Annotated in this window: 18 protein-coding genes and 1 riboswitch; of the genes, 3 read left to right on the forward strand and 15 right to left on the reverse strand. The window is 70.3% G+C overall.

The window, feature by feature from the left end; genetic code table 11:
- Nucleotides 1-228 precede the first annotated feature (228 nt).
- On the forward strand, nucleotides 229-2,592 hold the full coding sequence (locus BpN12_RS10930) for a TonB-dependent receptor (RefSeq protein ID WP_246792602.1): 2,364 nt from the start codon (nucleotides 229-231) through the stop codon (nucleotides 2,590-2,592).
- Nucleotides 2,593-2,631: 39 nt separating this feature from the next.
- On the opposite strand, the gene BpN12_RS10935 is transcribed toward BpN12_RS10930, so the two are convergent.
- The 7 genes from BpN12_RS10935 to BpN12_RS10965 form a co-directional block, all read right to left on the reverse strand.
- A complete protein-coding gene (locus BpN12_RS10935; RefSeq protein WP_246792603.1) occupies nucleotides 2,632-3,519 on the reverse strand; it encodes a LysR family transcriptional regulator in 888 nt (295 codons plus the stop codon).
- 410 nt (nucleotides 3,520-3,929) lie between these two features.
- Nucleotides 3,930-4,796, reverse strand: a complete 867-nt coding sequence (locus tag BpN12_RS10940; protein WP_246792605.1) for a DMT family transporter — start codon at nucleotides 4,794-4,796, stop codon at nucleotides 3,930-3,932.
- A 107-nt stretch (nucleotides 4,797-4,903) separates the two neighbouring features.
- Complete coding sequence (locus BpN12_RS10945; protein ID WP_246792607.1) at nucleotides 4,904-6,124, reverse strand: ATP-grasp domain-containing protein; 1,221 nt, start codon at nucleotides 6,122-6,124, stop codon at nucleotides 4,904-4,906.
- 78 nt (nucleotides 6,125-6,202) lie between these two features.
- Complete coding sequence (locus BpN12_RS10950) at nucleotides 6,203-6,544, reverse strand: Rid family hydrolase (protein ID WP_425306308.1); 342 nt, start codon at nucleotides 6,542-6,544, stop codon at nucleotides 6,203-6,205.
- A 154-nt stretch (nucleotides 6,545-6,698) separates the two neighbouring features.
- On the reverse strand, nucleotides 6,699-8,234 hold the full coding sequence (locus BpN12_RS10955) for an asparagine synthetase B family protein (protein ID WP_246792610.1): 1,536 nt from the start codon (nucleotides 8,232-8,234) through the stop codon (nucleotides 6,699-6,701).
- A 37-nt stretch (nucleotides 8,235-8,271) separates the two neighbouring features.
- A complete protein-coding gene (locus tag BpN12_RS10960) occupies nucleotides 8,272-9,627 on the reverse strand; it encodes a 3-phosphoshikimate 1-carboxyvinyltransferase (RefSeq protein WP_246792613.1) in 1,356 nt (451 codons plus the stop codon).
- Between the two features lie 39 nt (nucleotides 9,628-9,666).
- Nucleotides 9,667-10,968, reverse strand: a complete 1,302-nt coding sequence (locus BpN12_RS10965) for a 3-phosphoshikimate 1-carboxyvinyltransferase (protein WP_246792614.1) — start codon at nucleotides 10,966-10,968, stop codon at nucleotides 9,667-9,669.
- Between the two features lie 1,074 nt (nucleotides 10,969-12,042).
- On the opposite strand from BpN12_RS10965, the gene BpN12_RS10970 reads away from it, so the two are divergent.
- Together BpN12_RS10970 and BpN12_RS10975 are read left to right on the forward strand one after the other, a co-directional pair.
- Nucleotides 12,043-13,938: an ABC transporter ATP-binding protein gene (locus BpN12_RS10970; protein ID WP_246792617.1), complete on the forward strand. Its 1,896-nt coding sequence runs from the start codon at nucleotides 12,043-12,045 to the stop codon at nucleotides 13,936-13,938.
- Nucleotides 13,939-14,428: 490 nt separating this feature from the next.
- Entirely contained in the window at nucleotides 14,429-15,400 is a 972-nt protein-coding gene (locus BpN12_RS10975) for a CPBP family intramembrane glutamic endopeptidase (RefSeq protein WP_246792618.1), read from the forward strand.
- Nucleotides 15,401-15,693: 293 nt separating this feature from the next.
- Here BpN12_RS10975 and BpN12_RS10980 read toward each other — a convergent pair whose 3' ends face one another.
- From BpN12_RS10980 to BpN12_RS11015, 8 genes are all read right to left on the reverse strand, one after another.
- Nucleotides 15,694-16,998 carry a voltage-gated chloride channel family protein gene (locus BpN12_RS10980; protein WP_246792620.1) on the reverse strand — a complete coding sequence of 435 codons (1,305 nt, stop codon included), beginning with the start codon at nucleotides 16,996-16,998 and terminating at the stop codon, nucleotides 15,694-15,696.
- A 95-nt stretch (nucleotides 16,999-17,093) separates the two neighbouring features.
- Nucleotides 17,094-17,162: riboswitch (Fluoride riboswitch) on the reverse strand.
- 157 nt (nucleotides 17,163-17,319) lie between these two features.
- The gene (locus BpN12_RS10985) at nucleotides 17,320-17,505 is read right to left on the reverse strand and encodes a CsbD family protein (RefSeq protein ID WP_042628628.1); all 186 of its coding nucleotides are present in this window, start codon (nucleotides 17,503-17,505) and stop codon (nucleotides 17,320-17,322) included.
- Nucleotides 17,506-17,692: 187 nt separating this feature from the next.
- Nucleotides 17,693-19,282 carry a helix-turn-helix transcriptional regulator gene (locus tag BpN12_RS10990; RefSeq protein WP_246792621.1) on the reverse strand — a complete coding sequence of 530 codons (1,590 nt, stop codon included), beginning with the start codon at nucleotides 19,280-19,282 and terminating at the stop codon, nucleotides 17,693-17,695.
- A 190-nt stretch (nucleotides 19,283-19,472) separates the two neighbouring features.
- Nucleotides 19,473-20,498 carry a chemotaxis response regulator protein-glutamate methylesterase gene (gene cheB, locus BpN12_RS10995; protein WP_246792623.1) on the reverse strand — a complete coding sequence of 342 codons (1,026 nt, stop codon included), beginning with the start codon at nucleotides 20,496-20,498 and terminating at the stop codon, nucleotides 19,473-19,475.
- Nucleotides 20,495-23,050, reverse strand: a complete 2,556-nt coding sequence (locus tag BpN12_RS11000) for a hybrid sensor histidine kinase/response regulator (RefSeq protein ID WP_246792624.1) — start codon at nucleotides 23,048-23,050, stop codon at nucleotides 20,495-20,497. Before BpN12_RS11000 ends, cheB begins: the two co-directional genes overlap by 4 nt.
- Nucleotides 23,047-23,796 carry a chemotaxis protein CheW gene (locus BpN12_RS11005; protein WP_246792626.1) on the reverse strand — a complete coding sequence of 250 codons (750 nt, stop codon included), beginning with the start codon at nucleotides 23,794-23,796 and terminating at the stop codon, nucleotides 23,047-23,049. Before BpN12_RS11005 ends, BpN12_RS11000 begins: the two co-directional genes overlap by 4 nt.
- Nucleotides 23,780-25,456 (reverse strand): CheR family methyltransferase, encoded by a 1,677-nt coding sequence (locus tag BpN12_RS11010; protein ID WP_246792627.1) that lies wholly within the window; start codon nucleotides 25,454-25,456, stop codon nucleotides 23,780-23,782. The genes BpN12_RS11005 and BpN12_RS11010 overlap by 17 nt, the downstream gene beginning before the upstream one ends.
- Nucleotides 25,453-25,968, reverse strand: coding sequence for a chemotaxis protein CheW (locus BpN12_RS11015; RefSeq protein WP_246794689.1), 516 nt, complete (start codon nucleotides 25,966-25,968; stop codon nucleotides 25,453-25,455). The genes BpN12_RS11010 and BpN12_RS11015 overlap by 4 nt, the downstream gene beginning before the upstream one ends.
- Nucleotides 25,969-25,976: the final 8 nt, after the last annotated feature.

Here is a 25,976-nt window from a genome sequence, read left to right on the forward strand (position 1 = left end):
GATCCGTTCCGATTCCTTTCCAATTCAATTCGACACGCGTTTCATCGAATGAAAATGCAAGGAAAAGGCTTTCAAAATCAATGCCTGGGCCGATTTTCCGGGGATTTGCATTAATCCTTTGTATTGGTTTTGATACGTTATATCATTTCGCTCCCAATCCGTTCACAACCCGTTCCAAGCCCGCCACCGGCAGGGCAAACCACGCGCCGCCACCGCCCGGCCTCCAACATGACCACACTGACTCCGATCTCGCGCGCCGTGCTGCTGGCCGCGCTCGCCCTTGCCTCCCTCCCTGCCCGCGCGGCCGTTCCGGGCGTCGCGCTCGGCGGCACCGTCACCGATGCCGCCGGCGCGCCCGTCGACGCGGCCAGCGTCGTGCTGACGGATGCCGCCGGCCACGAGGTCGCCCATCTCGCCACCGATCCGGCCGGCCGCTTCACGACCGCGCCGGTGGCGCCGGGCACCTACTCGCTGTCCGTGTCGTCGCCGGGCTTCGCGGCAGTCACGCACACCGTCAGTCCCGCCGCGGGCCACCCGGCCGAGATCGCGGTGACGCTGCCGGTGGACGTCACGGCGCAGAACGTGCCGACCATCAGCGTGACCGCCAGGCGCCTCGACGCGGCCCGCAACGGCCTGCTGCCCGAGACCGGCAGCAGCATCTACCGGATCACCAGCAAGGACATCGAGGCGATGCCGCAGGGCGCCGACACGCCGCTCAACCGCGTGCTGCTGCAGGCGCCCGGCGTGGCGAACGATTCGTATGGCCAGCTGCACGTGCGCGGCGATCACGCGGACCTGCAATACCGGATCAACGGCATCCTGATCCCCGAGCCGATCAGCGGCTTCGGGCAGTCGCTCGACACGCGCATCATCGATCAGGTCAACCTGCTGACGGGCGCGCTGCCGGCCGAATACGGCTACCGCACGGCCGGCATCGTCGACATCCGCACCAAGTCCGGCGACGCGCTCGGCAACGGCGGCGCGATCGACGTCTACGGCGGCAGCCACCAGACGCTGAAGACCAGCGCCGACGTGTACGGCAACCAGGGCAACCTCAGCTACTTCTTCACCGGCTCGCTCGGCGTCAACAACCTCGGCATCGAGGCGCCCACCTCGTCGGCCGATCCGCTGCACGACCACACGCGCCAGGGCGACGCGTTCGGCTACCTGTCCTACGTGATCGATCCGCGCACGCGCGTGAGCCTGATGTTCGGCACCACCGCGAACCAGTTCGAGATCCCGAACACGCCGGGCCTGACGCCGAACTTCACGCTGGCGGGCACGCCGGGCTTCGATTCGTCGAACCTCAACGAGACCCAGTCGGAGCTGAACAACTTCGCCGTGATCGCGCTGCAGGGCACCAAAGGCGCGGCGCTCGACTACCAGGTGGCGTTCTTCACGCGCTACACGCGGACCCAGTTCAATCCCGACCCGATCGGCGACCTGATCTACAACGGCGTGGCCTCGCAGGACTTCCACAGCGACACCGCCTACGGCCTCCAGGCCGACACCACCTACCGGCTCAACGATCACCACACGCTGCGCGCCGGCCTGTTCCTGCAGCAGGAGCACGCGCAGTTCCGCGACAGCGTCTCGGTGTTCCCGACCGACGCCGACGGCAACCAGGCCTCGGACGTGCCGTTCCCGATCGCCAACGCGAGCAGCAAGACCGGCTACCTCTACAGCGCGTACCTGCAGGACGAGTGGAAGCTCAATTCGCGGCTGACCGTCAACTACGGCGTGCGCTACGACGGCATGGACCAGTACGTGACGGCCAACCAGCTGAGCCCGCGCATCGGCCTGGTGTTCAAGGCGACCGAGACCACCACGCTGCACGCCGGCTACTCGCGCTACTTCACGCCGCCCTCGTTCGAGCTGGTGTCGAACTCGACGATCGGCGCCTACACGGGCACCACCAACCAGAGCGCCGTCACCCAGAACTCGGCGGTGCAGCCCGAGCGCGACGACTACTTCGATCTCGGCGTGATCCAGGAGGTGGGCGCCATGACGTTCGGCCTCGACGCCTACTACAAGAAGGCCCACAACCTGCTCGATCTCGGCCAGTTCGGCAGCGCGCTGATCTACACGCCGTTCAACTACCAGTACGGGCGCGTGTACGGCGTGGAGTTCACCGCGAACTACAAGCACGACAACGTCTCGGCCTACCTGAACGTCGCGTTCAGCCGCGCGATGGGCAAGAACGTGGATTCGGCGCAGTTCAACTTCGATCCCGACGAACTCGCGTTCATCTCGAACCACTGGGTCAACCTCGACCACGACCAGCGCGTGACGATCTCGTTCGGCGGCGCCTACACCTGGCGGCGCACCACCTTCTCGTTCGACGGCATCGTCGGCAGCGGCCTGCGCGAGGGCTTCGCGAACACCGGCAAGCTGCCGATGTACGAGCAGGTCGACCTGTCGGTGGTGCAGCATCTGGACCTGCCGTGGCTCGGCAAGGCGGACGGGCGGCTCGTGCTGGTCAACGCGTTCGGCAGCAACTACGCGCTGCGCGACGGCTCGGGCATCGGCGTGTTCGCGCCGCAGTACGGCCCGACCCGCGCGGTGTACGCGGGCGTCACGAAGTATTTCTGAGGCTTGCGCGATGCGCGGGGCCGGCGCCGGCGGCCGGCCTCAGAGCCGCAACAGATGCTCGGCGACGTAGTCGACGAACACGCGCAGCTTCGGCGCGAGCTGGCGGCTGGACGGCCACATCACGCGAAACGTGGTCACGTCGCTGTTGTAGCCGTCGAGCACGCTGACCAGCGATCCGCTGGCCAGCTGCTCGCGGATCGCGATGTCGGGAATGCAGGTCACGCCGAGCCCCTGCTCGGCGAAGCAGACGAGCGGCGCCAGCGTGTTGGCCACCATGCTGACCGGCAGGTCGGCGCTGAGGAAGCGCGCGCTCTCGCCGAGCGGCCAGACATCCAGCTTGCCGGTACTCGGATAGCGGTAGAGCAGACAGGCGTGCCGCACCAGATCCTCGGGCCGCTCCGGCTTGCCGGCGCGGGAAAAATAGTCTGGATTCCCGACGATCACGCGCCGGTAATTGCCGATGGTCCGCGTGATCAGCCGCGAGTCGGTCGGCTCGCCGGTACGGATCACCACGTCGAACCCCTCCTCGATCATCTCGACATACCGGTCGCCGTAGTCGATGTCGAGTTCGATCTCGGGATACATGGCCTTGAACGCGGCGATCTTCTCGATGAACAGCATGCCGATCGACGGCAGGCTGATGCGCAGCTTGCCGCGCGGGCTGTTCTGCAGGTGCTGCAGCTCGCATTCCGCCGCCTCGACCTCGCCGAGGATGCGCCGGCAGCGCCCGAGGAACAGCGTGCCCTCGGGCGTCAGCGCGACGGTGCGCGTCGAGCGGTGAAACAGCCGCACGCCGACGCGCGTCTCGAGCCGGACGATGGCCTTGCTGACGGCCGACGTCGAGAGGCCGAGCTGCTGCGCCGCCGCCGTGAAACTGCGCGCCTCCGCCGCCCGCACGAAGACGTCCAGCGATCCGAGATGTTCCATGAACTCGCCCGTGATTCATGACGGCACCGTCATGAGCGTTGTGAACTCCATCCCGTTGTTACCGGGGCCGTTTTCCGCCAATCTGTGCCGTGCGGGCCGAGGCGGCGTCGGCGGCGCGCCGGACCGGGTGGCCTCCGGCGTCCGAAGGCCGTCCGCGGGCGATCCGGTGCGAGCGTCGGGGTGAGCCGCTTACATGAGGCGCCTGCCCAAGCCGCGCGGCGATGCGAGACACTCGACGCGGACGGCGGCCGCATGCCGGCGATGCGATGGCGCGGCGCCCGCGTGCCGTCGCGGCGAGGCCGGCCGTCCACGCGGCGCCGACACGCGTGCCGGCACGCCGCCGGCCGTCCGCTCAGCGCCCCGGAGGCGGCGCGCGCGGCCGGCGCGGGCCGCTCGAAGCGCGCGCCGGCTCAGGCGGCCAGCAGCTGCGGCGTGAGCTTCAGCAGCACCACGCCGACGATGATCGCGACGATTCCTGCCCACTGCGCCTGGCTCGGTCGCTCGTGGCGGATGAAGAAGCCGAGCAGCACGGTGACGCCGCTCGCGAGCGAACTGAGCACGGTGACGATCGCGACGTGGCCGGTGGTGGCGCCGAACGCCAGCGAGAAGAAGCCGACCAGGCTGAACAGGCTGATCGACATCAGCAGCACCACGATCGAGCCCGGCGGCGCGACCAGCTTGCGCTGGCCGACCAGCAGCAGGAACAGGATCACCACCGCGGTGAGGTAGTAGATCCACAGCGCGCTGAGCACGCCGAGGCTCTTGACGGCGAACGCGCCCTGCAGCCAGAAGCCGAGCCCGAACGCGAGCGCCGACAGCATCGCGAAGCCGATCGAGGCCGGCGATTCGGCCTTGCCGCCGCTCGATTTCGACATGCTCGCGAGGCTCGCGCCGACGATGCAGAGCGCGAGGCCCGCCACCGTCATGCCTGTCACCGACTGGCCACCGAGCACGGCCAGCAGCGTCGTGACCGCGCCGTACAGCGAGACGATCGGCGCCACCACCGAGGCCTTGCCGATCGACAGCGCCTTGAGCAGCGCGGCCATCGCCACCAGGTTGCAGATCGCGGCGACGATCGCGATCAGCAGGCCCGTATCGATCGCCGAGATCCGCAGCGAGGCCGGCCGAAACGCCAGGACGGCGGTCAGCAGCAGGAAGCCGAACGACTGGCTGTAGAACAGCGAACGTGTCACGCCGACCTGCCGGGCGGCCTGCCCCGCCATGAAATCGGTACTGCCCCAGCACAACGCGGAAATCAAGCCCATCAGGATTGCCATGTCGCCTCTCATTTTGTTTTCGGATGCGGGCAGCCGAGGCCGGGATGGCCCCGCATCGGCCAGCACTGCGAAGATAGTGCATTTGTGCCGAGCGCGTGTACCACGCCTCATTCGACCTCGACGCGCACGCTGGTGGCGAGTGCCCGCGCGTGCCGCATCGCCTCGTCGCAACTGGCGCCGTGCGCGAGCACGTAACCGATCACGGAGCCGAAATTGCGCGAGCCGGTGGTGGAGACGAACGGCAGCTTGCGGAATCCGCTCGCAACGTAGTGCGGGTCCGACGACGCGAAGCGAATGTCGCGAATCGTGCCGGCCTCGGGACAGAACACGAACGCGTCGGCCACGTAGGCGTGGGCGCGTTCGACGCGCGGCACGACCGGCGCCGGGCGGCCGAGGCAGAAGTCGATCAGCAGGCGCACCATGTCGACGCCCGAGGTCAGCGCGATCTGGCGTACCGCGCGCGCGCCCGCGATGCGCAGGTTGATCTCGACCAGCATCGGCCCGCGCGCGGTCAGGATGAACTCGACGTTGAGCGCGCCGCCGCTCAGGCCCAGCGCGGCGATCCAGTCGAGTATCACGGCCCCGAGCGCGTCGGCCTCGGCCGGCGACAGGTCGGACGGATGCGAGATGCCCGTCATGCACAGGCCGTCCTCGGGCGCGACGAAGATCCGGTTGATGCCGAGGATCCGCCAGGCGCCGGCGGCATGGATCAGTTCGGCGCCGTAGAAGCGGCCTTCGAGAAATTCCTCCGCGAGATAGGTGGCCTGCGACCGGCCCAGCATCGAGCGCGCGCCGCCGGCACGGATCCGCTCGACGGCGGCCGCGTAATCGTGTTCGTCGCGGCACAGGCTCACGTTGTAGGCGCCGGCGTCGCGCAGCGGCTTGATCACGCACGGAAAGCCGATGCCGGGCCGCGCCGGCAGCGCGTCGGCCTGCAGCAGCTCGTAGGCCGGCTGCGCGAAGCCGCTGCGGATCAGCACGTCGCGCACCTGCTTCTTGCTGAACGCGTTGCGCAGCCCGTCGAGCGACGGATGCGGCAGGCCCAGCGCCGCCGCGACCTCGGCCGCCGGAATCACGAAATCGTCGAAGCAGCCGAGCACGCCCGCCACCTCGAGGCCGCGCGCGGCCACGAACGCCAGCATCGCGGCCACGTCGCGTGTGTCGACTTCATGCACGGCATCGAACAGCGACAGGTCGAGATCGTCGTAAAGCGTCTTGTTCATGCGGTTCAGCGAGGTCAGCAGCACCGGCGAGAAGCCCGCTTCGCGCAGGTAGGCGATGCCGGCGCATTCGATCGGCCGCGCCTCGATGAACAGGAATGTCTTCATGTCTGCCGCTCCTTCACGACCTGCAATGGTTGGAAGATGCGCGCGGCGGCCGGGCCGACCGCCGCGCGGGACGATGCGTCAGTCGTCGACGATCGCGATCGCGGTGATCTCGACGACGTGCTCGGGCTTGACGAGCGACTTCACGGCCACCGTGGTGTTGACCGGGCGGATCTCGCTGAAGCGCTCGCTGAACGCGCGGCAGTAGCCGTCGAAATGCTCGAAGCCGGTCAGGTGGGTCGTGGTGCTGACCACGTCGTCCAGCCGGGCGCCCAGCTGGTTCAGGTACTTCTCGATCTTGCCGATCACGAATACGGTCTGGTCGTAGGCGTTGTCGCCGATCACCTCGGCATTGCCGTCCGATGCCACGCAGCCGGCGATGAAGACCTGGTTGCCGACGCGCTTGCCGCGCGCGTAGCCCATCTTGTCTTCCCAGAAGGACGGGCTGAACACGGTGTTTCTCGTTGAATCGAGACTGGTGGACATGGCTGTTTCACCTCATGAAGGATGGAATGAAAGGGTGGGTGCCGCGCCACGCCGCGGCCGACGCGAGTCGGACGGCGCGCGCACGGCGGGCTCAGGACACGAAATGGAAGTACCCCGATTCGGAATAGTCCTTGCCGGCCTCCTTGAAGCGCCGGGTCGGGAACGGATAGCCGCTCGACAGATACTTCTGCGCGAAGTACAGCGCCGGCCGGTCCGACAGGCCGATCTCGCGCAGCCGGTCCGCCACCACGATGTCGCCGGAGGCCGCCTCGCCGAGCCCCTCGATGTGATCGATGATGGTGTTCTTCACGCCGCTGCCGTCGGGCATGCGGATCTTCGGGCGATCGATGATGTAGTCGGGCAGCGCGTCGCGGAACGCCTCGCGCAGGATGTATTTCTCGACGCCGTCGCGCAGCTTGTACGAGAAGTCGAGGCCCAGCACGTAGTCGATCAGCGCCGCGTCCATGAACGGCACGCGCGCCTCCACGGTGTTGCGCATGCTGGCGCGATCGACGCGCTGCAGGTCGGTGCGGTGCAGGTTGTTGAGCCGGTACAGCGACAGCGCGTCCGGCGCGGCGTGGGTCTTGAACAGGTCGTAGCCGGCGAAGATCTCGTCGCTGCCCTCGCCGCACAGCGACACCTTGAAGCCGAGCTTGCTGGCCACGTAGTAGCCGAAGTGCGCGATGGTGGAATCGATCGCATCGATCTTCTCGAAGAACTCGCTGTAGTAGACCGCGTCGTCGATGTTGGCGATCAGGTCCTGCTTCGTGAACGTGTAGGTGACGAGCCGGATGTCGTGCTCGGCGCAGTAGCGCTGCGCGACCTCGGTGTCCTTCGAGCCGGGCAGGCCGAACGTGATCGCCGTGACGTCGGGGTGGTACTGCTTGGCCAGGTACAGCACGATCGCGCTGTCGATGCCGCCGCTGAACATCACCGCGACCGGCAGGTCGGTGTCGACGCGCCGCCGCACCGATTCCTCCAGCAGGATGCGCACGCGCGCCCTCGCGACCTCGAAGCTGTCGCGGCTGGCCGGATGGTTCTCGTCGTAGCGCGCGTAGCGGTACGGCGCGGCGCCGTCGAACAGCGTGCCCGGTTCGAGCGTGTGGATCTCCACGCCGAGCCCGGTCAGCGACTTGATCTCGGAGGCCACGTACCAGACCTCGTCGCGGCTCGCGTAGTAGAGCGGCTTGATGCCGACGTGATCGCGGCCGATCAGGAAGCGGCCGTTGCGATTGTCATAGATCACGAAGCTGAACATGCCGTCGAGCTTGGTCGCGAAGTCGCGGCCGTACTCGATGTAGGCCCGCAGCAGCACCTCGGCGTCGCCGCCCTGGAAGCGATGGCCGCGCGCCTTCAGCTCGTCGCGGATTTCCCGGTAGTTGTAGATCTGCCCGTTCAGCACGGCATGGATGTCCAGCTCGTGGTCCGAGGCGGGCTGGCGGGCATGCTCGCGCTCGAGGATCGCGAGCCGGTTGGTCGACAGGCCGAAGCGCGGCCGGATCAGGTTCTCGTTGAAGCGCGAAGCGTCGCCGCGATGCGCGATCTTGGTCATCAAGGCGGTCAGCGAAGGCTCGAGATCGTCGATCGACGAGCGCTGCGTCGTGAAAATGGCGCCGATTCCACACATGGCTTTCTCTCGGGAAGGTTGTCGGGGGCGAGCGCGCTCAGGCGCGTTCGAGGGCCGCGGCGGGATAGGTCAGCTCGGCGACCTGCGCGCCCAGCGACGCGATGTCGGCGAAATACCCGGGGTAGGTCTGGCCGACGTGGAACGGCTCCCTGATCAGCACCGGCTCCTTGCAGTGCAGGCCGATCGTGGTCAGGCCCATGATCAGCCCGTGATCGTAGTGGCCGTCCAGCACCACGCCGCCCGCGTAGCCGCGCGGATTGCCGTGGATGATCAGCTGGTCGAGCTTTTCGTCGGAATGCACGCCGAGCTTGTCGAGTTCGTGCCGGAAGTCGGAGATCCGGTCAGACTCCTTGTAGCGGATGTGCTCGATGTTGTGGAACACGCTGGTGCCGTTCGCGAACGCGGCGCGCGCGGCCAGCGCCGGCACCGCGTCGGGCGCGAGCGAACCGTCGAAGTCGCGGGCCCGGATCTCGGTGCCGCCCTCGACGCGGATGCGGTTGTCGTCGAGCGGCGTGATGCGCGTGCCGGTATCGGTCAGGTACTGGATCACCGCGCCGTTGCCCAGTTCCTCCTCGAAGAAGCCGTTCAGCGTCACGTCGGCCGTCAGCGAGCCGCACAGCGCGAGGATCGCCGCGGTGCTGGCCGGGTCCGCGCCGACCGTGAAGCTGCTGGCGCCGAAGCGGCTCGCGCCCTTCACGAAGAAGCGGCGGAACGCGTCGTCGTACTCCACCGGCACGCCCGCGTGGCGCAGGTTGTTGATCGTCGTGTGGACCATCGACGGCGCCGTGATGTGGTCGGTCACCTGGATCTCGAGATCGTCGTCGCCGACCGCGCCGAGATACAGCAGGCCGCTCAGGAATTGCGAACTCTTGCGGCACGACACCTCGGTGTAGCCGCTCAGGCGCCGGTCCGAGCGGATCCGGATCGGCAGCCGCGCGTCGTCGCCCACCGCCTCGCACTGCACGTTCAGGCGACGCAGCGCGCCGATCATCTCGGCCTGCGAGCGCACCCCGAGCGAGTGGCGATACTGCGTGACGAACTCGCTGTCGGGCAGGTAGCCGGCCACCCCCATCAGCAGGCGCAGCACCACGCCCGAATTGCCGGGATCGAAGCTGATCGGGCGCTCGATGTGGCGCACGTCGATGCCCTTGACCGTCGTGTGGCTGCCCTCGCTGCTGAACGACGCGCCGAGCCGCTCGCAGTTCTGCTTCATCGCCGTGGCGTTGAAGCCCGAGGCCAGGTTGCGGATCGAGCTGATGCCCGGCGTCAGCGACGCCGTCAGCAGCGCGCGCGTCGACGAACTCTTCGAGGCCGGCAGATCGAGGGTCCCGCCCAGCTTCGCGGTTTGACTGATTTCGAAGAAACTCGGCGACTGATTGCTTCGTGTTGTCATGGCTGCTCCATTGGCAGGTAGGGGGAAAGACACGCGCGCTCAGGCGATCTCGGCGCCCAGGGCGCGCAGCGTCTCGATGAAGCGGGGGAAGCCGTCGTCGAGCTTGTCGGCGTCGTGGACGACCGTTTTCTGCTTCGCGCCCAGCGCGGCGATGATGTTCGCCGCGCAGATCCGGTGATCGCGGTAGCTCGGCAGCTCGGTGCCGCCGGCCAGCGGCCCGCGCCCTTCGATCTGGATCCGGTCGAACATGCCGATGCTGTTGAACAGCAGCGAACTGCGACCGCCCATGGCGCGGATGTTCTCGCTGATCACGAAGGCGCGCTGGCACTTGTGGTTGTTGATGCCGCTCACGCCGCCGAAGCGGATCCGCTCGCCGAGGTTCGAGGTGGCGGCGATCAGGTTCGCCGCCACCGAAGGCAGCTCGCTCAGCGAGATCTCCTCGCTCGCCTCGCGCGGCGGCGCCTCGCGCGACACGCGCAGCGCGCGGCCCGCCGCGTCGTAGTCGAGCGCGAGGCCGAACTGCCGGTAGAGGCCGAACAGCCGGCCTTCGTTCAGCGTGTGGCCGGGGTAGTAGCCGGCGATCGTCACGCCGCCGGGCCGGCCGATGCTGAGCACCGACGAGGCGAGATAGCTGAGCGAGGTGAAATCGGACGGGATGTCGATCGTGATGTCGCCGGGCCGATAGGCGCTCGCGCTCATGCGGCCGGGCTCGTGCGTGACGGTGCTGCCGAGCAGCGCCATGGTCCGCACCGTCATGTCGATGTAGCCGGCCTGCCCCGCGTCGGGCTCGACGAGGATCTCGGGCCGCTCGCCGAACGGCGCGACGAACAGCGCGAACGACGCGAACTGCGTGCTCTTGCGCGTGGTCATCGGGATGCGCGCCGGGTACGGCTTGCGCGTGATCTCGACGAGATTGCCGTCGCGGCGGCGCGCCTGCACGCCGAGGTGAGAGAAGAACGCCTCGTCGAACACGCTGTCGCGACTGAACAGCGAATCGTTGCAGCGAATCCGCACCGTATCGCCCGCCAGCGAGGCCAGCGCCACGCTCATCCGGAACAGCATGCCGGAGCCCTCCGCCTCGATCGGCGCGCCGATCTCGAGCCGGCGCCCCACGCCGCGCAATCTCAGCGCATGCGATTCCCGCGCCAGGATTTTCAAACCGAAATGCTGCAGGGCGGCCAATAACCTTTCGGTTTCGGCACACCAGGAGATGTTATTGATACACGTTGTTTCGGAATTGAGCAGCGCCAGCAGCAACGCTCTCTGCATATGCGGCTTCGAGGCCGGAATCGCGACGCTGCCCGCGAGTTCCGCCCCCGGATAAACAGTCACTTTGCTCACAATCACACTCCCGCACGAAGCTTGAATGTTCGTGAAAATGGCACTCCACCAGTTTTCCGATCGAATCCCGCGATTCCGGAGGTGGCACGAATGACACCATCGCGACTATTTGACGGCCGCGACGGAGGCAGCATCGCCGCCGCCCGGCAGGATGCCGGCCGGGTACGCGCAGCCGTTTTCAGAAGGGACGCGAACCGGTTCCCGAGGGCGATTCATTCATGCAGACCGGCACGAATCAATCACTCGAATATTCAAAAATAAAACACCGCCATACATAACCCGCACCATTGTTTCGAGATCACCGGAAATTCGCAAAATCAACCGATCCCGTAATTTGAAATCGCAATATTGACCACAATCAAAAACTGATTCGAATTTCAGAAACCCGCGACCAGAGACGATGCGAGCGTCAGTATCACTTCACATACTTTCAGGCCGCAAGCAGTTTTTGATGAAAATCCGTCACAAGTTTGATTCCGGCTTGGAATCCATTATTCAGGATATTGATTTGACAATTCGAGATTAATTAATCATCACGCAAAACAATATAGGCAGCTTCGATAAACGCATTGCGGACCCGCTAATCCGGCATCGCGAATGTCGATTCCCCGAGGCGAACCGGCGAGCCGCCGCGCCGTCTCGCTTCGGCAACACCGCCGGCGCCGCGGCGCTTGGCAACGCCGCGCGGCTGCGCTTAGAATCACCGCACGGGCGACAATTCGCCCGTGCGCGCAGCGGGCGCCCGCCCGTTTCGTGTCCATCAACGCTCCATCCATTCGCGTTCAAGGGAGGTCGAGATGCTCAAGCTGCCATCACGTAGTGCCTTCCTGAACGGCATGCGGCACGGCGCCGTCTAGGTCCGCTGCCGGCGGCCGGCTCCCGGAGCCTTCCGCCCGTTTTTCCCGATCGTCCCTGGTTCCTGTTCCGCGCCTTGCGCCGGACGCGAGCGTATTTTTCCGGTTTCGCCCGCCGTCCGTCCCCGCCGTCATGGCGGCGCGGCATGCGGAGCCGGCGATCCATCCGTCACCGACATCGAAACCGTCCGGCGCTCACGAGGCGACCGGGCCACGACACATGACCCAATCTACCGATCGTCAAGGCAGCCGGCCGTTCAACGACGTGCTCGGCTTCACGTTCCGCCGCTGGCGCGACCAGCCGCTGCGCTTCACCGGCGTCACGCTGTTCGCGCTGCTCGCCGCGCTCTGCGACGTGCTCACCCCGATGTTCGCGGGCCGCCTGGTCGACGCGATCTCGCTCGGCCTGACCGACCGCGCCGCCGCCCTGGCCGCCGCGCTGCACGCGTTCGCGGCGCTGGTCGCGCTCGGCGTGGCGGGCGCGCTGCTGCACCAGGTGATGTTCATGAACCTGATCTCGCTGACGCTGCGCATGATGAGCGAGGTGGCGGCGGGCGCGTTCCATCGCGTGCAGCGCTTCTCCACCGACTGGCACGCCAACAGTTTCGCCGGCTCCACGGTCCGCAAGATCACGCGCGGCATGTGGGCGCTCGACCTGCTCAACGACACGCTGCTGATCGCGCTGCTGCCGTCGGTGGTGATGCTGGCCGGCGCGACGCTGCTGCTCGGCCTGCACTGGCCGGTGATGGGGCTGGTGGTGGGGGTGGGCTCGCTGCTGTTCATCGCGATCACCGTGTCGCTCTCGCTCGGCCTGATCGCGCCGGCCGCGCGGCTCGGCAACGCGTGGGACACGCGGCTGGGCGGCACGCTCGCCGACTCGGTCAGCTGCAACGCGGTGGTCAAGGCGTTCGGCGCCGAGACGCGCGAGGAAGCGCGGATCGGCCGCGTGATCGGCAAGTGGCGGCTGCGCACGCGGCGCACCTGGCTGCGCGGCACGCTGAGCGGCTGCGCGCAGGCCACCCTGCTGGTGCTGATGCAGGCAGCCATGCTCGGCAGCGCGCTGTGGCTCTGGACGCACGATCGCGCGAGCGTGGGCGACATCGCGTTCGCGCTGACGATGTTCTTCATGCTGCAGGGCTATCTGCGCGACATCGGCATGCACATCCGCAACCTGCAGCGCTCGGTCAACGACATGGAGGAACTGGTCGCGCTCGACAGCCAGCCGCTCGGCATCGACGACGCGCCCGGCGCGCCGCCGATCACGATCACGCGCGGCGAGATCCGCTTCGAACACGTCACGTTCCGCTACGGCTCGCGCGGCACCCCGCTCTATTCGGACTTCTCGCTGCGCATCGCGCCGGGCGAGCGGCTCGGGCTGGTCGGCCACTCGGGCTCGGGCAAGACCTCGTTCATCAAGCTGATCCAGCGGCTCTACGACGTGGACGGCGGGCGCATCACGATCGACGGGCAGGACATCGCGCAGGTCACGCAGGCGTCGCTGCGCGGCCGCATCGCGATCGTGCAGCAGGAGCCGGTGCTGTTCCACCGCTCGCTCGCCGACAACATCGCCTACGCGCGCCCCGGCGCCACGCGCGAGGAAATCGTGCATGCCGCCACGCTGGCGAGCGCGCACGGCTTCATCGCAGCGCTGCCGGACGGCTATGACACGCTGGTGGGCGAGCGCGGCGTGAAGCTGTCGGGCGGCGAGCGCCAGCGCGTGGCGATCGCGCGCGCGTTCCTGGCCGACGCGCCGGTGCTGATCCTCGACGAGGCCACCTCGAGCCTCGACAGCGAGAGCGAGCTGCTGATCCAGCACGCGATGGAACGGCTGATGGAGGGGCGCACCACCATCGTCATCGCGCACCGGCTGTCGACGGTGCGCTCGCTCGATCGCCTGCTCGTGCTCGATCGCGGCCGCGTGATCGAGGAAGGCAGGCACGACGCGCTGATCCGCATCGAGGGCGGCGTCTACCGGCGCCTGTTCGAGCAGCAGGCGCTCGAACTCGCGAAGGGGCTGATCGAGCAGACGGGCGGCTACGGCATCGACGGGCTGCGCACGCCCGGCGCGGACGATCGCGGCAACGGCGCGCGCGATCCGGCGCTCGGGGCTTCGTAGCGGCGCGGGTGGGGCTTGCTTCCTGGCGGCGTCGCATCACGCCGCTCCAGCGGCCTCGGTGGCTCCAGCGGCTTCCGCTGGCGGCGCGACGCATGACGTGGCGGCGGGCATCGCTTGCCGCCACGTTGTCTTTTCGCACGCACGGTCGCACGACGCGTCGATCCTTTCAACAACCCGTCACCGCCGCCTCGCGCGTCCACGGCGAGCGCAGCCGCGCGTTCCGTGTCGTTTCGTTCGCACCGCCACGGCCCGCGAGGCCTGCGCGCAGGGCCCGCGCCACGCGCCGTCCGATGCGGCCCGGCGCGCGCCGGGCGCAACGTGCCGCACGCGGAACGATTCCACGCGCGCCGACGCGGCTATACCATTCGGCGCCGATGATCCACATAATCACGAGGGTTTGCCGATGGGCGTCGAACGGCCTTCAACCGGCCTGCAACGCACCCGGCCATCCGTCCGCTCGCGCCATGACAAAAGAACGAGGACCTATCCGGTGAAAGACGTCTCGCACACCGACCGATCACGCGTCGCTCCGCCCTTCCGCTTCCGCGATCTGTGGTTCGGCGCCGCCGGGCTGCGCAGCGGCTGGGCGGCCCTGCTCTACACGGCGATCGTGGCCGCGCTGATGGCGCTCGCCGATCTCGCCGCCGCGCGTTTCGATCTGCCGTTCCGGCTGCAGGGCAAGCTCACGGCGGGCCACCAGTTCGTGTTCGAACTCGCGATGTGCGGCGCGGTGCTGGTCGCCACGCGCGTGATGAGCCGCGTCGACCGGCGCTCGTGGCTCGACTTCGGCCTGCGCGCGTCCGGCCGCGTCCGGCACCTGCTGCTCGGCAGCCTGTGCGGGCTCGTCGCCGTCTCGACGATCATGGCGCTGCTGGTGGCCACGGGCGGCGCCACGCTGACCTATTCGGGCGGCAGCCTGCCGGCCGCGCTCGAGGCGGGCCTGACCTGGGCGCTCGCGTTCGCGCTGGTGGCCGCCGCCGAGGAACTCGCGTTCCACGGCTACGTGTTCTTCCGGCTCGCGCGCGGCACGCATCCGGCCGTCGCCGCGGTGCTGACCTCGCTCGCGTTCGGCCTCTCGCACATGTCGAACCACGGCGAGAACCTCGGCGGCATCGTGCCGGTGGTGATCTACGGCTTCGTCGCCTGTCTCGCGATCTGGCGCACCGGCTCGCTCTGGTGGGTGTTCGGCATGCACGCGACCTGGGACTGGGCCGAGTCGTTCCTGTTCGGCGCGCCCACCAGCGGCCTGATGCCGGCCCAGAGCCTGCTCGAAAGCCACGCGATGGGGCCGGTCTGGCTCAGCGGCGGCACGGTCGGGCCCGAGGGCAGCGTGCTGGTGTTCCCGGCGCTCGGCGCGCTCGCGTGGTTCGTCTGGCGCGCGGTGCCGGCGCGTACCGGCACCGCGCGCGACGCGGCCGCGCCGCATCCGTCCGTCCACGGCGGCGCCGGCCACGCGGGCTGAGGGCCGCCGCCAGCCGGCCGGCGCGCATGCATTGCGCCGGCCGGCTGCGTGGACCGACTCGACCGATCGCCCCAGCGGGACGCCACCGCGAATCGACGCCACCGACCGGCTTCACGGATCCCCCGGCGCGCCGGTCATGCGAACCGGCCATGCGAGCCAGTCGCTCCGCCCGCCGCGAAGACGGCCAGCCGGCACCGACCACCCGTCTCGATCGCCGGCCATCAACCCATCGCGCGCCATCCACGGCAGGCGCCAGCCGCACCCCGCGCCGGCCCGCCGATGCGCTTTCGCGCTCAACCCGCCACGTCACGCTCGCGCTTCATCGCCACACGCCGCGCCGCCACGTCGGCGAGCCGTCCGCTCGCGTCGAGCCACGGATGCTTCGCATGGCCGATGCGCTGCGCGCGGTAGATGCCGGTATGCCCCGAGAACAGATAGGCCACCACGCAGGCGAGCGCCGCGAACACGCCGATCGGCGCGCCGAACAGCTCGATGGCCATGATCGTCGAGGCGATCGGCGTGTTCGCGGCGCCGGCGAACACGGCCACGAAGCCGAGCCCGGCCAGCACCGGCAGCGGCAGCGCGAGCAGGTGCGAGAGCGCGTTGCCGAGCGTCGCGCCGATGTAGAACAGCGGCGTGACCTCGCCGCCCTTGAAGCCCGAGGCGAGCGTGACCACCGTGAACGCGAACTTGCCGGCGAAATCGCAGGCCGGCAGCGGCCCGCGAAACGCGGCCTCGATGGTGGGAATGCCGAGCCCGAGATACTGCGGCACCGCGAGCGCGGCGCCCGCCACCGCCACCAGCGCGCCGCCCGCCACCGGCCGCAGCGGCGCGTACGGAATCCAGCGCTTGAAGCGCGCGCCGAGCGCATGCGTGGCGTCGGCGAACAGCATCCCCACCACTCCGAACGCGATGCCCGCGACGATCGCCGAGGCCGCCGTGGCCACGCCCACCGCCGGCACGAACGGCACCGGATAGACCGGGTGACGGATGCCCCACAGCCGGCACACCCCGTCGGCGACGATCGCGGCGGCCACGCACGGCAGCAGCGCGTCGTAGCGCAGGCGCCCGATCGCCAGCACCTCGAGGCCGAACACGGCGCCCGCCAGCGGCGTGCCGAACACCGACGAAAACCCGGCGGCGATGCCGGCCATCAGCAGGATCCGGCGCGTCTCGGCATCCACGCCCAGCAGCCGCGCGATGCGGTCGGCGAGCGCGCCGCCCATCTGCACGGCGGTGCCCTCGCGGCCCGCCGAGCCGCCGAACAGATGCGTGACGACGGTGGCGATCATCACCAGCGGCGCCATCCGCGTCGGCACCGCACGCGCGGGATCGTGGATCTCGTCGATCAGCAGGTTGTTGCCGCCCTCCACCGCGCTGCCGAAGCGCAGGTAGAGCCAGCCGGTGGCGAAGCCGGCCGCGGGCAGCAGCCCCAGCAGCCACGGATGCGCGAGCCGCGTGCCGGTGGCCAGGTCGAGCAGGTAAAGGAACAGCGCGGACGCGGAGCCCGCCAGCGCGCCGACCACGGACGACAGCGCGAGCCAGCGGCCGAGCGCGCGCAGCATCGCGAACTGCTCGACGGTTTCGAAAGCTTTCATGGTTTTCAGGTTCGACAGGACATCAAACCCGGGCGGCAGGGGATGCCGCTTGAGATCGGCTTGCGATCGGGACGGCCTACGACCTCCTGCACCCAGGATCCGTAGGCATCATCAGCCGGCTGACCGGCGGTTGGGGGCGGAGGCATGCCATCTCCGAAGCGCGGATTGTACGCGAGGTGCCCCGCGGGCGGCAACCGGCCGCCGTCATTCCATGCCCCGCATGAAAACGTCCCGCCGCGCGACGCGGCGCGGCGGGACGTGAGCGGTGCCGGCCGGCCCGCCGCCCGCTGCAAAGAAGCGGGCGCCGGGCCGACAGCGGCGTCAGTGCAGGTTCGAGTGCTTGCGGATCGCGTCGGCGGTCTGGCCGGCCTTCTCCTGCAGCTTGCCCTGGGTCTTCTCGGCCACGCCTTCGGCCTCGGTCTTGCGATCGCCCGTCACCTTGCCGAGCGCTTCCTTCACCGAGCCCTTCACCTGCTTGAGCTTGCCGTCGATTCGGTTCTTGTCCATGGTCGACTCCTTCGAGAGATTCGTCGGGGGAACCGGCCACGCTGGCCGTGGGCCGCGAGCCGGGAGTGACCATGATCGCGCCGCCGCGCGCGCCGCGGCAGGTGCAGATGGGCCAGCGCCGCTAGTGCATTCGCACCGGAGCGCCGTGTATTTTTTTCAACCCACCGCCCTTTCATTCAATCGCCTTTCAGCGTCGCGCCGGCCGGCGCGGCGGGCGCCCGGACTTCGACGCGGCTCTCGGCGCGGCGTCGTCGGCGCTGCCCGCGGCCGGATCGGCGCCGACGATGCCGCGCTCGCGCGCCCAGACGATCGCCTCGCCGCGGCTATGCACGTCGAGCTTGGTGTAGATCGTGGCGACGTGGTTGCGCACCGTGTTCGGCGCGAGCCCGAGCCGGTTCGCGATCTCCTTGTCGGGCAGCCCGTGGCAGAGCAGGTCGAACACGTCGCGCTCGCGCGCGGTCAGGTCGGCGAGCTGCGCGCCGGCGTCGGGCGCCTTGGCGCGGCGCACGTTGGCGAGCTTCTCGATCAGCGTGCGGCTGAACCACGAGGCATCCTGCATCGCCGTCTCGATCGCCTGGATCAGTTCCATCTCGGTGCGCTTGCGCTCGCTGATGTCGAGCAGCGCGATCAGGATGCAGTCCTGGCCGTGGATCGCCACCGCGTCGGCCGACACCACGCAGTCGCGCAGGTCGCCGTCGCGCGTCGTCACCTGCACGTCGCGCATGCGCACCACGGCCTCGCCCTGCAGCGCCGCCGCGATCTCGCGCAGCGCGCCGGGATCGGCCCACAGCCCGACCTCGTCGGCCGCGCGGCCGAGCAGCTCGCCCTGCTCGTGGCCCGTCATCGCGACGAACGCGTCGTTCAGGTCGAGGATCTCGAAGCGCCCGGCGGTCAGCATCGCCATCGCCACGGGCGCCATCCGGAACGCCTTGGCGAAGCGCTCCTCGCTCTGCCGCAGCGCGGTCTCGGCCTGCCGGCGCGGCTGCAGGTCGGTGAACGTGAACAGCATGCAGGCGTCGTCGCCCATGTCGATCGGCTGGCCGGCCACGATCACGGCGTGGTCGCCGCCGTCGGCGGTGCGCAGCAGCGCCTCCATCGGCGGGATCGTCATGCCGTCGCCGAGCCGCTCGATGGCCAGCTCGCGGCGCTCGGCGCGATCGAACACGTCGAGCTCGTAGACCGAGCGGCCGATCACGTCGTCGAGCGCGTGGCGCGTCATGTCGAGAAAGCCCTGGTTCACCTTCACGTAGCGGAAGTCGCTGAGCCGGCAGATCGCGGCCGGCGCCGGATTCGCGTTGAAGGTGCGCTCGAAGCGCTGCTCGGCGCTGGCCCATTCGGTGGCGTCGTGCAGCACCAGCGCGAGACAGTCGGGCTCGCCGGCGGCGTTGGTCAGCACCAGGCTGCGGATCCGGTGGACCCAGCGCTGCGATTCGTCGGCGGCCGATTCCACCTCCACCGTCACGTCGCTGAACTGCTCGCCGCTGATCACGCGATCGATCGGATACTGGCCCTGCCGCACCGGATCGTGGTTGGTGTCGCGCAGCCGGAAGCGCTCGCGGTACTCGGTCACGTCGGCGCCGAGTTCGGCGAGCGTGGCCACGCCGTGCATCGCGAGCGCGGCCTCGTTGGCCCAGACGATGCGCTGGTCCGGCTCGACCAGGATCACGCCCTCGGTCAGCCCGGCGATGATCTGGTGCAGCTGGCGCCGGTCGGTGTGGGTCTTCAGCGCCTGCTCGTCGGCCGGGGCGGGTTGGTACTCGTTGGCGGATTGGGTCATCGACAGGTGCATTCGGTTGGAGCGCCGGGCCAGGCCGGAAACGAGGGGGATGCGCGACATGGGGAGCACCGAGCGTGGAAAACCTCCAGGGTGAGCACGCCGCGTGCCCGCCCCGCCGCCGCCGCTCACGCCCGCCCGCTCCGGCCCGCCGGGCGGGCCCGTGGCGCCCGCGCAAGCGGCGTGCCCCGGATCAGCGCAGACGCGGCACGCGCTGTAATTGCGACATCAGGCGTTCCGCGATGCGCTCGAGCGGCAGGATCGCCGAGGCCGCGTCGATCGCCGCGGCGGCCTTCGGCATGCCGTAGACGGCGCTCGTCGCGGCGTCCTGCGCGATGGTGTAGAAGCCCTTGGTGCGCATCGCCTTCAGGCCGAGCGCGCCGTCGCGGCCCATGCCGGTCAGCAGCACGCCGAGCGCCTCGCCGCGCCACGATTCGGCGACGCTGTGGAAGAACACGTCCACCGACGGCCGGTACGGCGTCTCTTCCGGATAGCGCGTGTAGCCGAGCTGGCCGCGCGCGTTCAGGTGCAGGTGATCGTTGGTGGCGGCCAGCAGCACCTCGCCGCGCTGCGGCATGCCGCCGGCCCGGGCGACGCGCACCGGCAGCCGCGTGAAGCCGTCGAGCCACTCGGCCATGCCGATCGCGAACGCCTGGTCGACGTGCTGCACGATCACGATCGCGGCCGGGAAATCCTCGGGCAGCGGCTTGAGCAGCGCCGCGAGCGCGGTCGGGCCGCCCGCCGACGCGCCGATCGCCACCAGCGGCGGCTGCGCGAGCGCCGCCGGGCCGGCCGGCTGCGCCGACGGCGGCAGCGGCCCGCGCGTGGCGAGCAGCCGGCCGATCTGGTCGATCTTCGCGAGCAGCGGCTGCGATTCGTTGGCGATCATGCCCTGCGCGAGCGTGGGCGTATCCACCGCGTCGAGCGCGCCGGCGCCCATCGCCTCGTAGATGGTGGCCTTGTTCGCGTCCACGCTGGCCGTGACGATCAGGATCGCGCACGGCGAGCGCTCCATGATGCGCCGCGTGGCGGCCACGCCGTCCACCTTCGGCATGACGAGGTCCATCAGCACCAGGTCGGGCGGGTTCGCCTGGCAGAAATCCACCGCCTGTTCGCCGTCGGCGGCCACCCACAGCACGCGGTGGTCGGGCCGGTGCGCGATGGCGCGGCGCAGCGCGGCAACCGCGAGCGGCAAGTCGTTGACGATGCCGATGTTCATGACGTCGCCTCCCCGATCAGGTCGTGGACGGCGTCGAGCAGCGCCTCGTCGTGGAAGCTGCCCTTCGCCAGGTAGTAGTCGGCGCCGGCGTCGAGCCCGCGCCGGCGGTCCTCGTCGCGATCCTTGTACGACACGATCATGACCGGCACGCCCTTGAGCAGCGGGTCGCGCTTGATCAGCGTGACGAGCTCGATGCCGTCCATGCGCGGCATGTCGATGTCGGTCACGACCAGGTCGAAGGTGTCGCTGCGGATCGCGTTCCAGCCATCCATGCCGTCGACGGCGATCGTCACCGCGTAGCCGCGCTTCTCCAGCAGTTTGCGTTCCAGCTCGCGCACCGTCAGCGAATCGTCCACCACCAGCACCTGCTTGCGGCGCCGCGCGAGCGCTTGGTCGGCGCCGCTGCGCAGCTTGGTGAGCTGGCCGCCGCGGATCAGCTTGTCGATCGAGCGCACCAGATCCTCGACGTCGACGATCAGCACCGGATCGCCGTTCTCGAGCAGCGCGCCGGCCGCGATGTTGCGGATCTTCTGCAGCCGAGCGTCGAGCGGTTGCACCACCAGCATGCGCTCGCCGAGGAAGCGGTCCACCGCCACGCCGTAGGTCTCGGGCTCGGTGCCGATCACCACCACGGCCGTGTTGGCGCGAGCGCCGTCGGGCTCGCCTGCGTCGAACAGCTGGTGCGCGGTGACCAGCCCGACGCGGCGCTCGTCGAGCGAGAAATGCTGCTGGCCCTCGAGCACGTCGATCGCGGCGCGTTCGAGTTCGAGCGCGCGCCGCACGTGGACCAGCGGGAACGCGTAGGGCTCGCCGCCCACCTCCACCAGCAGGCTGCGGATCACCGACAGCGTGAGCGGCAGCTGCAGCACGAAGCGCATGCCCTCGCCCGGCTCGTTGAAGATCCGCACCGCGCCGCGCACGCGCTTGACCATCTCGTGGACCGCGTCGAGGCCGACGCCGCGCCCCGACACGTCGGTCACCTGCTCGCGCATCGAGAAGCCGGGCAGCAGCAGGAATTCGAGCACCTCGGCGTCGGTCAGCCGCGCCGCGGTCTCGGTGTCGGTCAGCCGCTGGCGCACGATCGCGGCGCGCACCGCGGCGAGATCGGCGCCGGGGCCGTCGTCGGCCACGCTGACGAGCAGCGAGCCGGCGCTGTGGCGCGCCTCGAGCGTGATGGTGGCCTCGGCCGGCTTGCCGCGCGCGAGCCGCGCCTCGGGCGGCTCGACGCCGTGGTCGAGCGCGTTGCGCAGCAGGTGGCCGAGCGGCGCATCGAGCAGGTCGAGCAGGTCGCGATCGACCTGGGTGGTCTCGCCGACGATCGCGAAGCGCACGCGCTTGCCGAGCGAGCGCGCCAGATCGCGGACCACGCGCGGATAGGCGCGCGTGGCGTCGCCGAACGGGCGCATCCGGCACTGCAGCGCCTCGTCGTAGAGCTGCTCGGCGATGTGGGAGCTGCGCCGCTCGAAGCGATCCAGGTCGTCCATGCGGGCCGCGAACGTGCGCTGCAGGTCGTTGAGCATCTGCCGGACCTCGCTCATCGCGGCCTCGCGGGCCGGGTCGAGATCGTCGGCGAGCGCTTCGTACAGCGAATCGAGCGCGCGGCCCGCATCGCGCTGGGCGCGCCGCATGCGCTGCATCGATTCGGCGAACGGCTTGAGCCAGCGCGATTCCACCAGCGATTCGCCCGACAGGCTCAGCAGCCGGTTCAGGCTGTCGGCGCGCACGCGGCGCATCTGGCCAGCGTCGCCGCCCGGCTCGGCCGGCGGCGGCGCCTCGGACGACGGCGCCGTCAGGCTCGCGGCCGGCGGCGGCGCCACCGGGGCGCCCGGCGGGGGCGCGTCCGCTTCGGGCGCGCCGGGCGGCACGGGCGCGGTATCGGCGGCGATCCGCAGCTGGGCGGCGAGATCGGCCGGCACCGCCGGTTCGGCATCGCCGGTGAACGGCGCGCCGGGCACGCCGAACGCATCGGACCCACCGGCAGCCGGCGCATCGAGCCGCAACAGCGCGGACAGATCGGAGAAATCCATGGCGCCCGAAGCCGCCGCGGCGCCTCCGAGCGAGCCCGGCGCGTCGAACGAGACCGCCGAGGCGGCCCCCGACGCGAAGCCCGACGGCAGCGGCGCGGTCTCGTCCGGCACCGCGCGTCCGGCGTCGCCGGCATCGTCGGCGTTGGCGAGCGCGACCTCGAACGCATCGATCTGGATCGGCGTGACCGACGCGGCGCTGCGCGGATCGCCGACCCGCACCAGCAGGTCCACGCCCATCAGCAGCGCGTCGATGTGGCTCGCGCCCAGCACGCGCTCGCCGCGCTGCGCGCCGACGAAGCAATCCTCCATGCGGCCGGCGATCGCCACGCCCTGCGGCACGCCGACGATGCGCGCGGCCCCCTTCAGCGAATGCGCCGCGCGCATGCAGGCCTCGAACGCGGCCGCGTCCTGCGCGCCGTGTTCGAGTGCGAGCAGCTGCCGCGACAGCGCCTCGGTCTGGGTCTGGGTCTCCTCCTGATACAGCTCGAGCAGCGACTGGCGGCTCAGGTCGTCGTCTTGGCTCATCGCAGGCTCCGCAACAGCGATTCGAACAGCCGGTCCTCGTCGAGCAGCCCGACGATCCGGTCGCGCCAGACGAACACGCCGCGCGTGTGCGCGCTGCCGGCGCGCGCCACGGTGGCCGGGGTCGCCGCGCGGTCGGCCGCGCCGAAGCGCAGCACGCCCTCGACGTCGTCGACCGGGAACACCACCGGCTCGCCGCGATGCGCGACCACCAGCATGCGCCGGAAGCCGGCGCGCGCGCCGCCGGCCGCGCGCGGCGCGCCGGCCTCGAGGCCGAGCAGCTCGGCGAGCGACACCGCGATACGCAGCGTGCCGCGCACGTTGACGATGCCGAGCACGGCGCGGCTGCGGCGGTCCGGCAGCGAGTGGATCGGCAGATCGTCGACGATCTGGCGGACCACCGCGGTGGGCAGCGCGAGCCATTCGTCGGCCACGCGGAACGCCAGCACCGCCTGGCGCGCGCCCGCCTCCGCGCCGCCGTGTCCGACGCCCGGCGCGACCGGCTCCGAGACGCGCCGCGCGGCCTGCGCGAGATCGTCGGCGGACAGCGGGCGGTCGAGCAGCAGCGCCGCGTTGCGCGCGAACACGGGGCAGTTCAGGCAGCGCGAAACCTCGGTCAGGCGCTCGCACGACTGGTCGCCGCGCACCCCGATGCGGTTCCAGCAATCGTCGATCGCGCCCGGCGTCAGGTCCGGGACCAGGTCCCGGTTCGCGTCCGGGCCGCGCCCGATTTCAGCGGCGTCGTGCATGGCCGCGTCCTCCCGGTTCGCCGTGCTTGCCGGCCTGCGCGTCGGCGCGGCGCGCGCGCTCCTTCAGCCAGCGCGCGCCTTCGTGGTCGCCGGCGATGTCGAGCAGCGTCGCCAGGTGCGTGAGCGCCTCGCGATGGGTCGGCGCCAGGTACAGCGCCTTGCGGTAATACGTGACGGCGGCCGGCTGCCCCTGCGCGTCGGCGATCAGGCCGAGCAGGTAGTAGGCGTCGGCGCTCGGGCCGGCCTCGTCCATCGCGGCGTGGACCGCGCGCTCGGCCGCGTCGAACTCGCCCGCGTCGGCCAGCGCGCGGGCCGCGTCGAGCGAGCCGGCGCCGTCCGGCGCGTCGAGCTGGCCGGGCAGGCGCGCCGGCGTGGCCGCGGTCGAGATCGAGGCCATCGACGAACGCATCGAGGCCATCGCGGCGGGCGCGCGCGTCGCGAGCGTGCTGCTGCCGCGCAGGGCGCCCGCGCGGGCCGGACCGGTCTCCTCCGCAGCGAAACCAGTACCGGCACCGGCACCGCCCCCCGCGCGCGGCACGCGGGCCGGCGCGCCGGCCCGGCCCGCCACCGCGCCCGCGAAACCGGCGCCGCCGTGAGCCGCGCCGGCCGGCCGCGAGGCCGAGCCGGGCAGCGGCCACGGCATGTCGCCGAACCATTCGCGCGCGGCCGGCTCGGGCGCCGCGACGAGCGTCGGCAGCGCGCCGACGGGCGGCAGCGGCGCCGTGCCCACGCCGGCGCGGCTCGCGGCCACCGGCGCGGGTTGCGCGGGCGGCGCGGCGGGCGACATCGCGCCGGCACCGCCGCTCTCGGTCCCGCGGCGGAAGCCGAACGCGAGCGGAATCCTCGCCGAACTCATCCCGTGGCGCATCACGACGCCAGTCTCGGCGGGGCCGACGAACAGCATGCCGTCGTCGGCGAGCAGCGCGTCGAGCGTGCGCAGCACGCGCTCCTGCGCGCCGCGGTCGAAATAGATCAGCACGTTGCGGCAGAAGATGAAGTCGTAGCGCAGCTCGCCGGCGGTGCCGAGTTCGAGCAGGTTGGCATGGCGGAACTGCACGCAGTCGAGAATCCGCTCGTGCAGGCGCCAGCCGTCGGCGGTCGAATCGAAGTGGCGGCCGCGAAACTCGAGCGCGTGGCCGCGAAACGAGTTGCGGCCGTATTCGCCGCGCCGCGCGTGATCGATCGCGCGCGCGCTGATGTCGAGCGCGTCGATCCGCAGCTGGCTCGCGTCGAGGCCGGCATCGACCAGCGCCATCGCCGCCGTGTAGGGCTCCTCGCCCGTCGAGCACGGCGCGCTCAGCACCCGCACCGGCTGCGCGGGCCGCGTGCGCAGCCGCTCGACGGCCAGCGCGGCGAGCGCGGCGAACGCCTCGCGCTCGCGGAAGAACCAGGTCTCCGGCACCACGAACAGCTCGATCAGCGCGCGCCGCTCGGCGGCCGACGCGTTCAGCAGCTGCCAGTAGGCGTCGATCTCGGCCGGCGACGGCTGCCAGGTGCGCGCCACCGCCGCCAGCTCGCGCGCGGCGTCGCCGCCGAACGTCGCGCCGATCCGCTCGGCCAGCGCGCGCGCGACGAAATCGGCGCCGAGCGAGGCCGGATCGATGCCGGTCTCGCGCGACAGCCATGCATGGAAACGCGCCTCGAAATCGCCTGCCGTCATGCCTCGCCTCCCGCCGCTGCCTGCCGCGCCTCGTGCGCGGCCGCGAACAGCAGCGCGCGCGCCTCGGGGCCGAGCAGATGGCGCACCGTCACCCGTTGCACCACGCCATGCGCGTCGTGCGCCACCGGCCCGAGCCAGCGCGCGTGCGGAGTATCGACGCCGCCGTCGCGGAACGCGGCGCCCTCGAAGCGCGCCGTCTGCGTGCCGTGCTCGACGATCAGTCCGAGCCGGCGCTCGCCGTCGGCCGGCGCGGGCTCCGCGTCGCCGGCCAGCGGCACGCGCACCCGCACGATCACGAGCCGCGTCGAGCGGATCCGCGCCGCGGGCCGGCCGAGTGCGAGCCGCGTCACGTCGATCACCGGCACCGGCTCGCCGCGATGGATCAGGATCCCGGCCACCCAGTCGGGCGCGCCCGGAATCGGCTTGGTCTCGGCGAGCGGCAGCACTTCGGCGACGTCGGCGACGTCGAGCGCGTAGCGCGCGCCGTCGAGTTCGAACAGCAGGAACAGCATGGCGTGGC

It is taken from the genome of Burkholderia perseverans (assembly GCF_022870505.1).
In the GTDB taxonomy this organism is placed as follows: Bacteria; Pseudomonadota; Gammaproteobacteria; order Burkholderiales; family Burkholderiaceae; genus Burkholderia; species Burkholderia plantarii.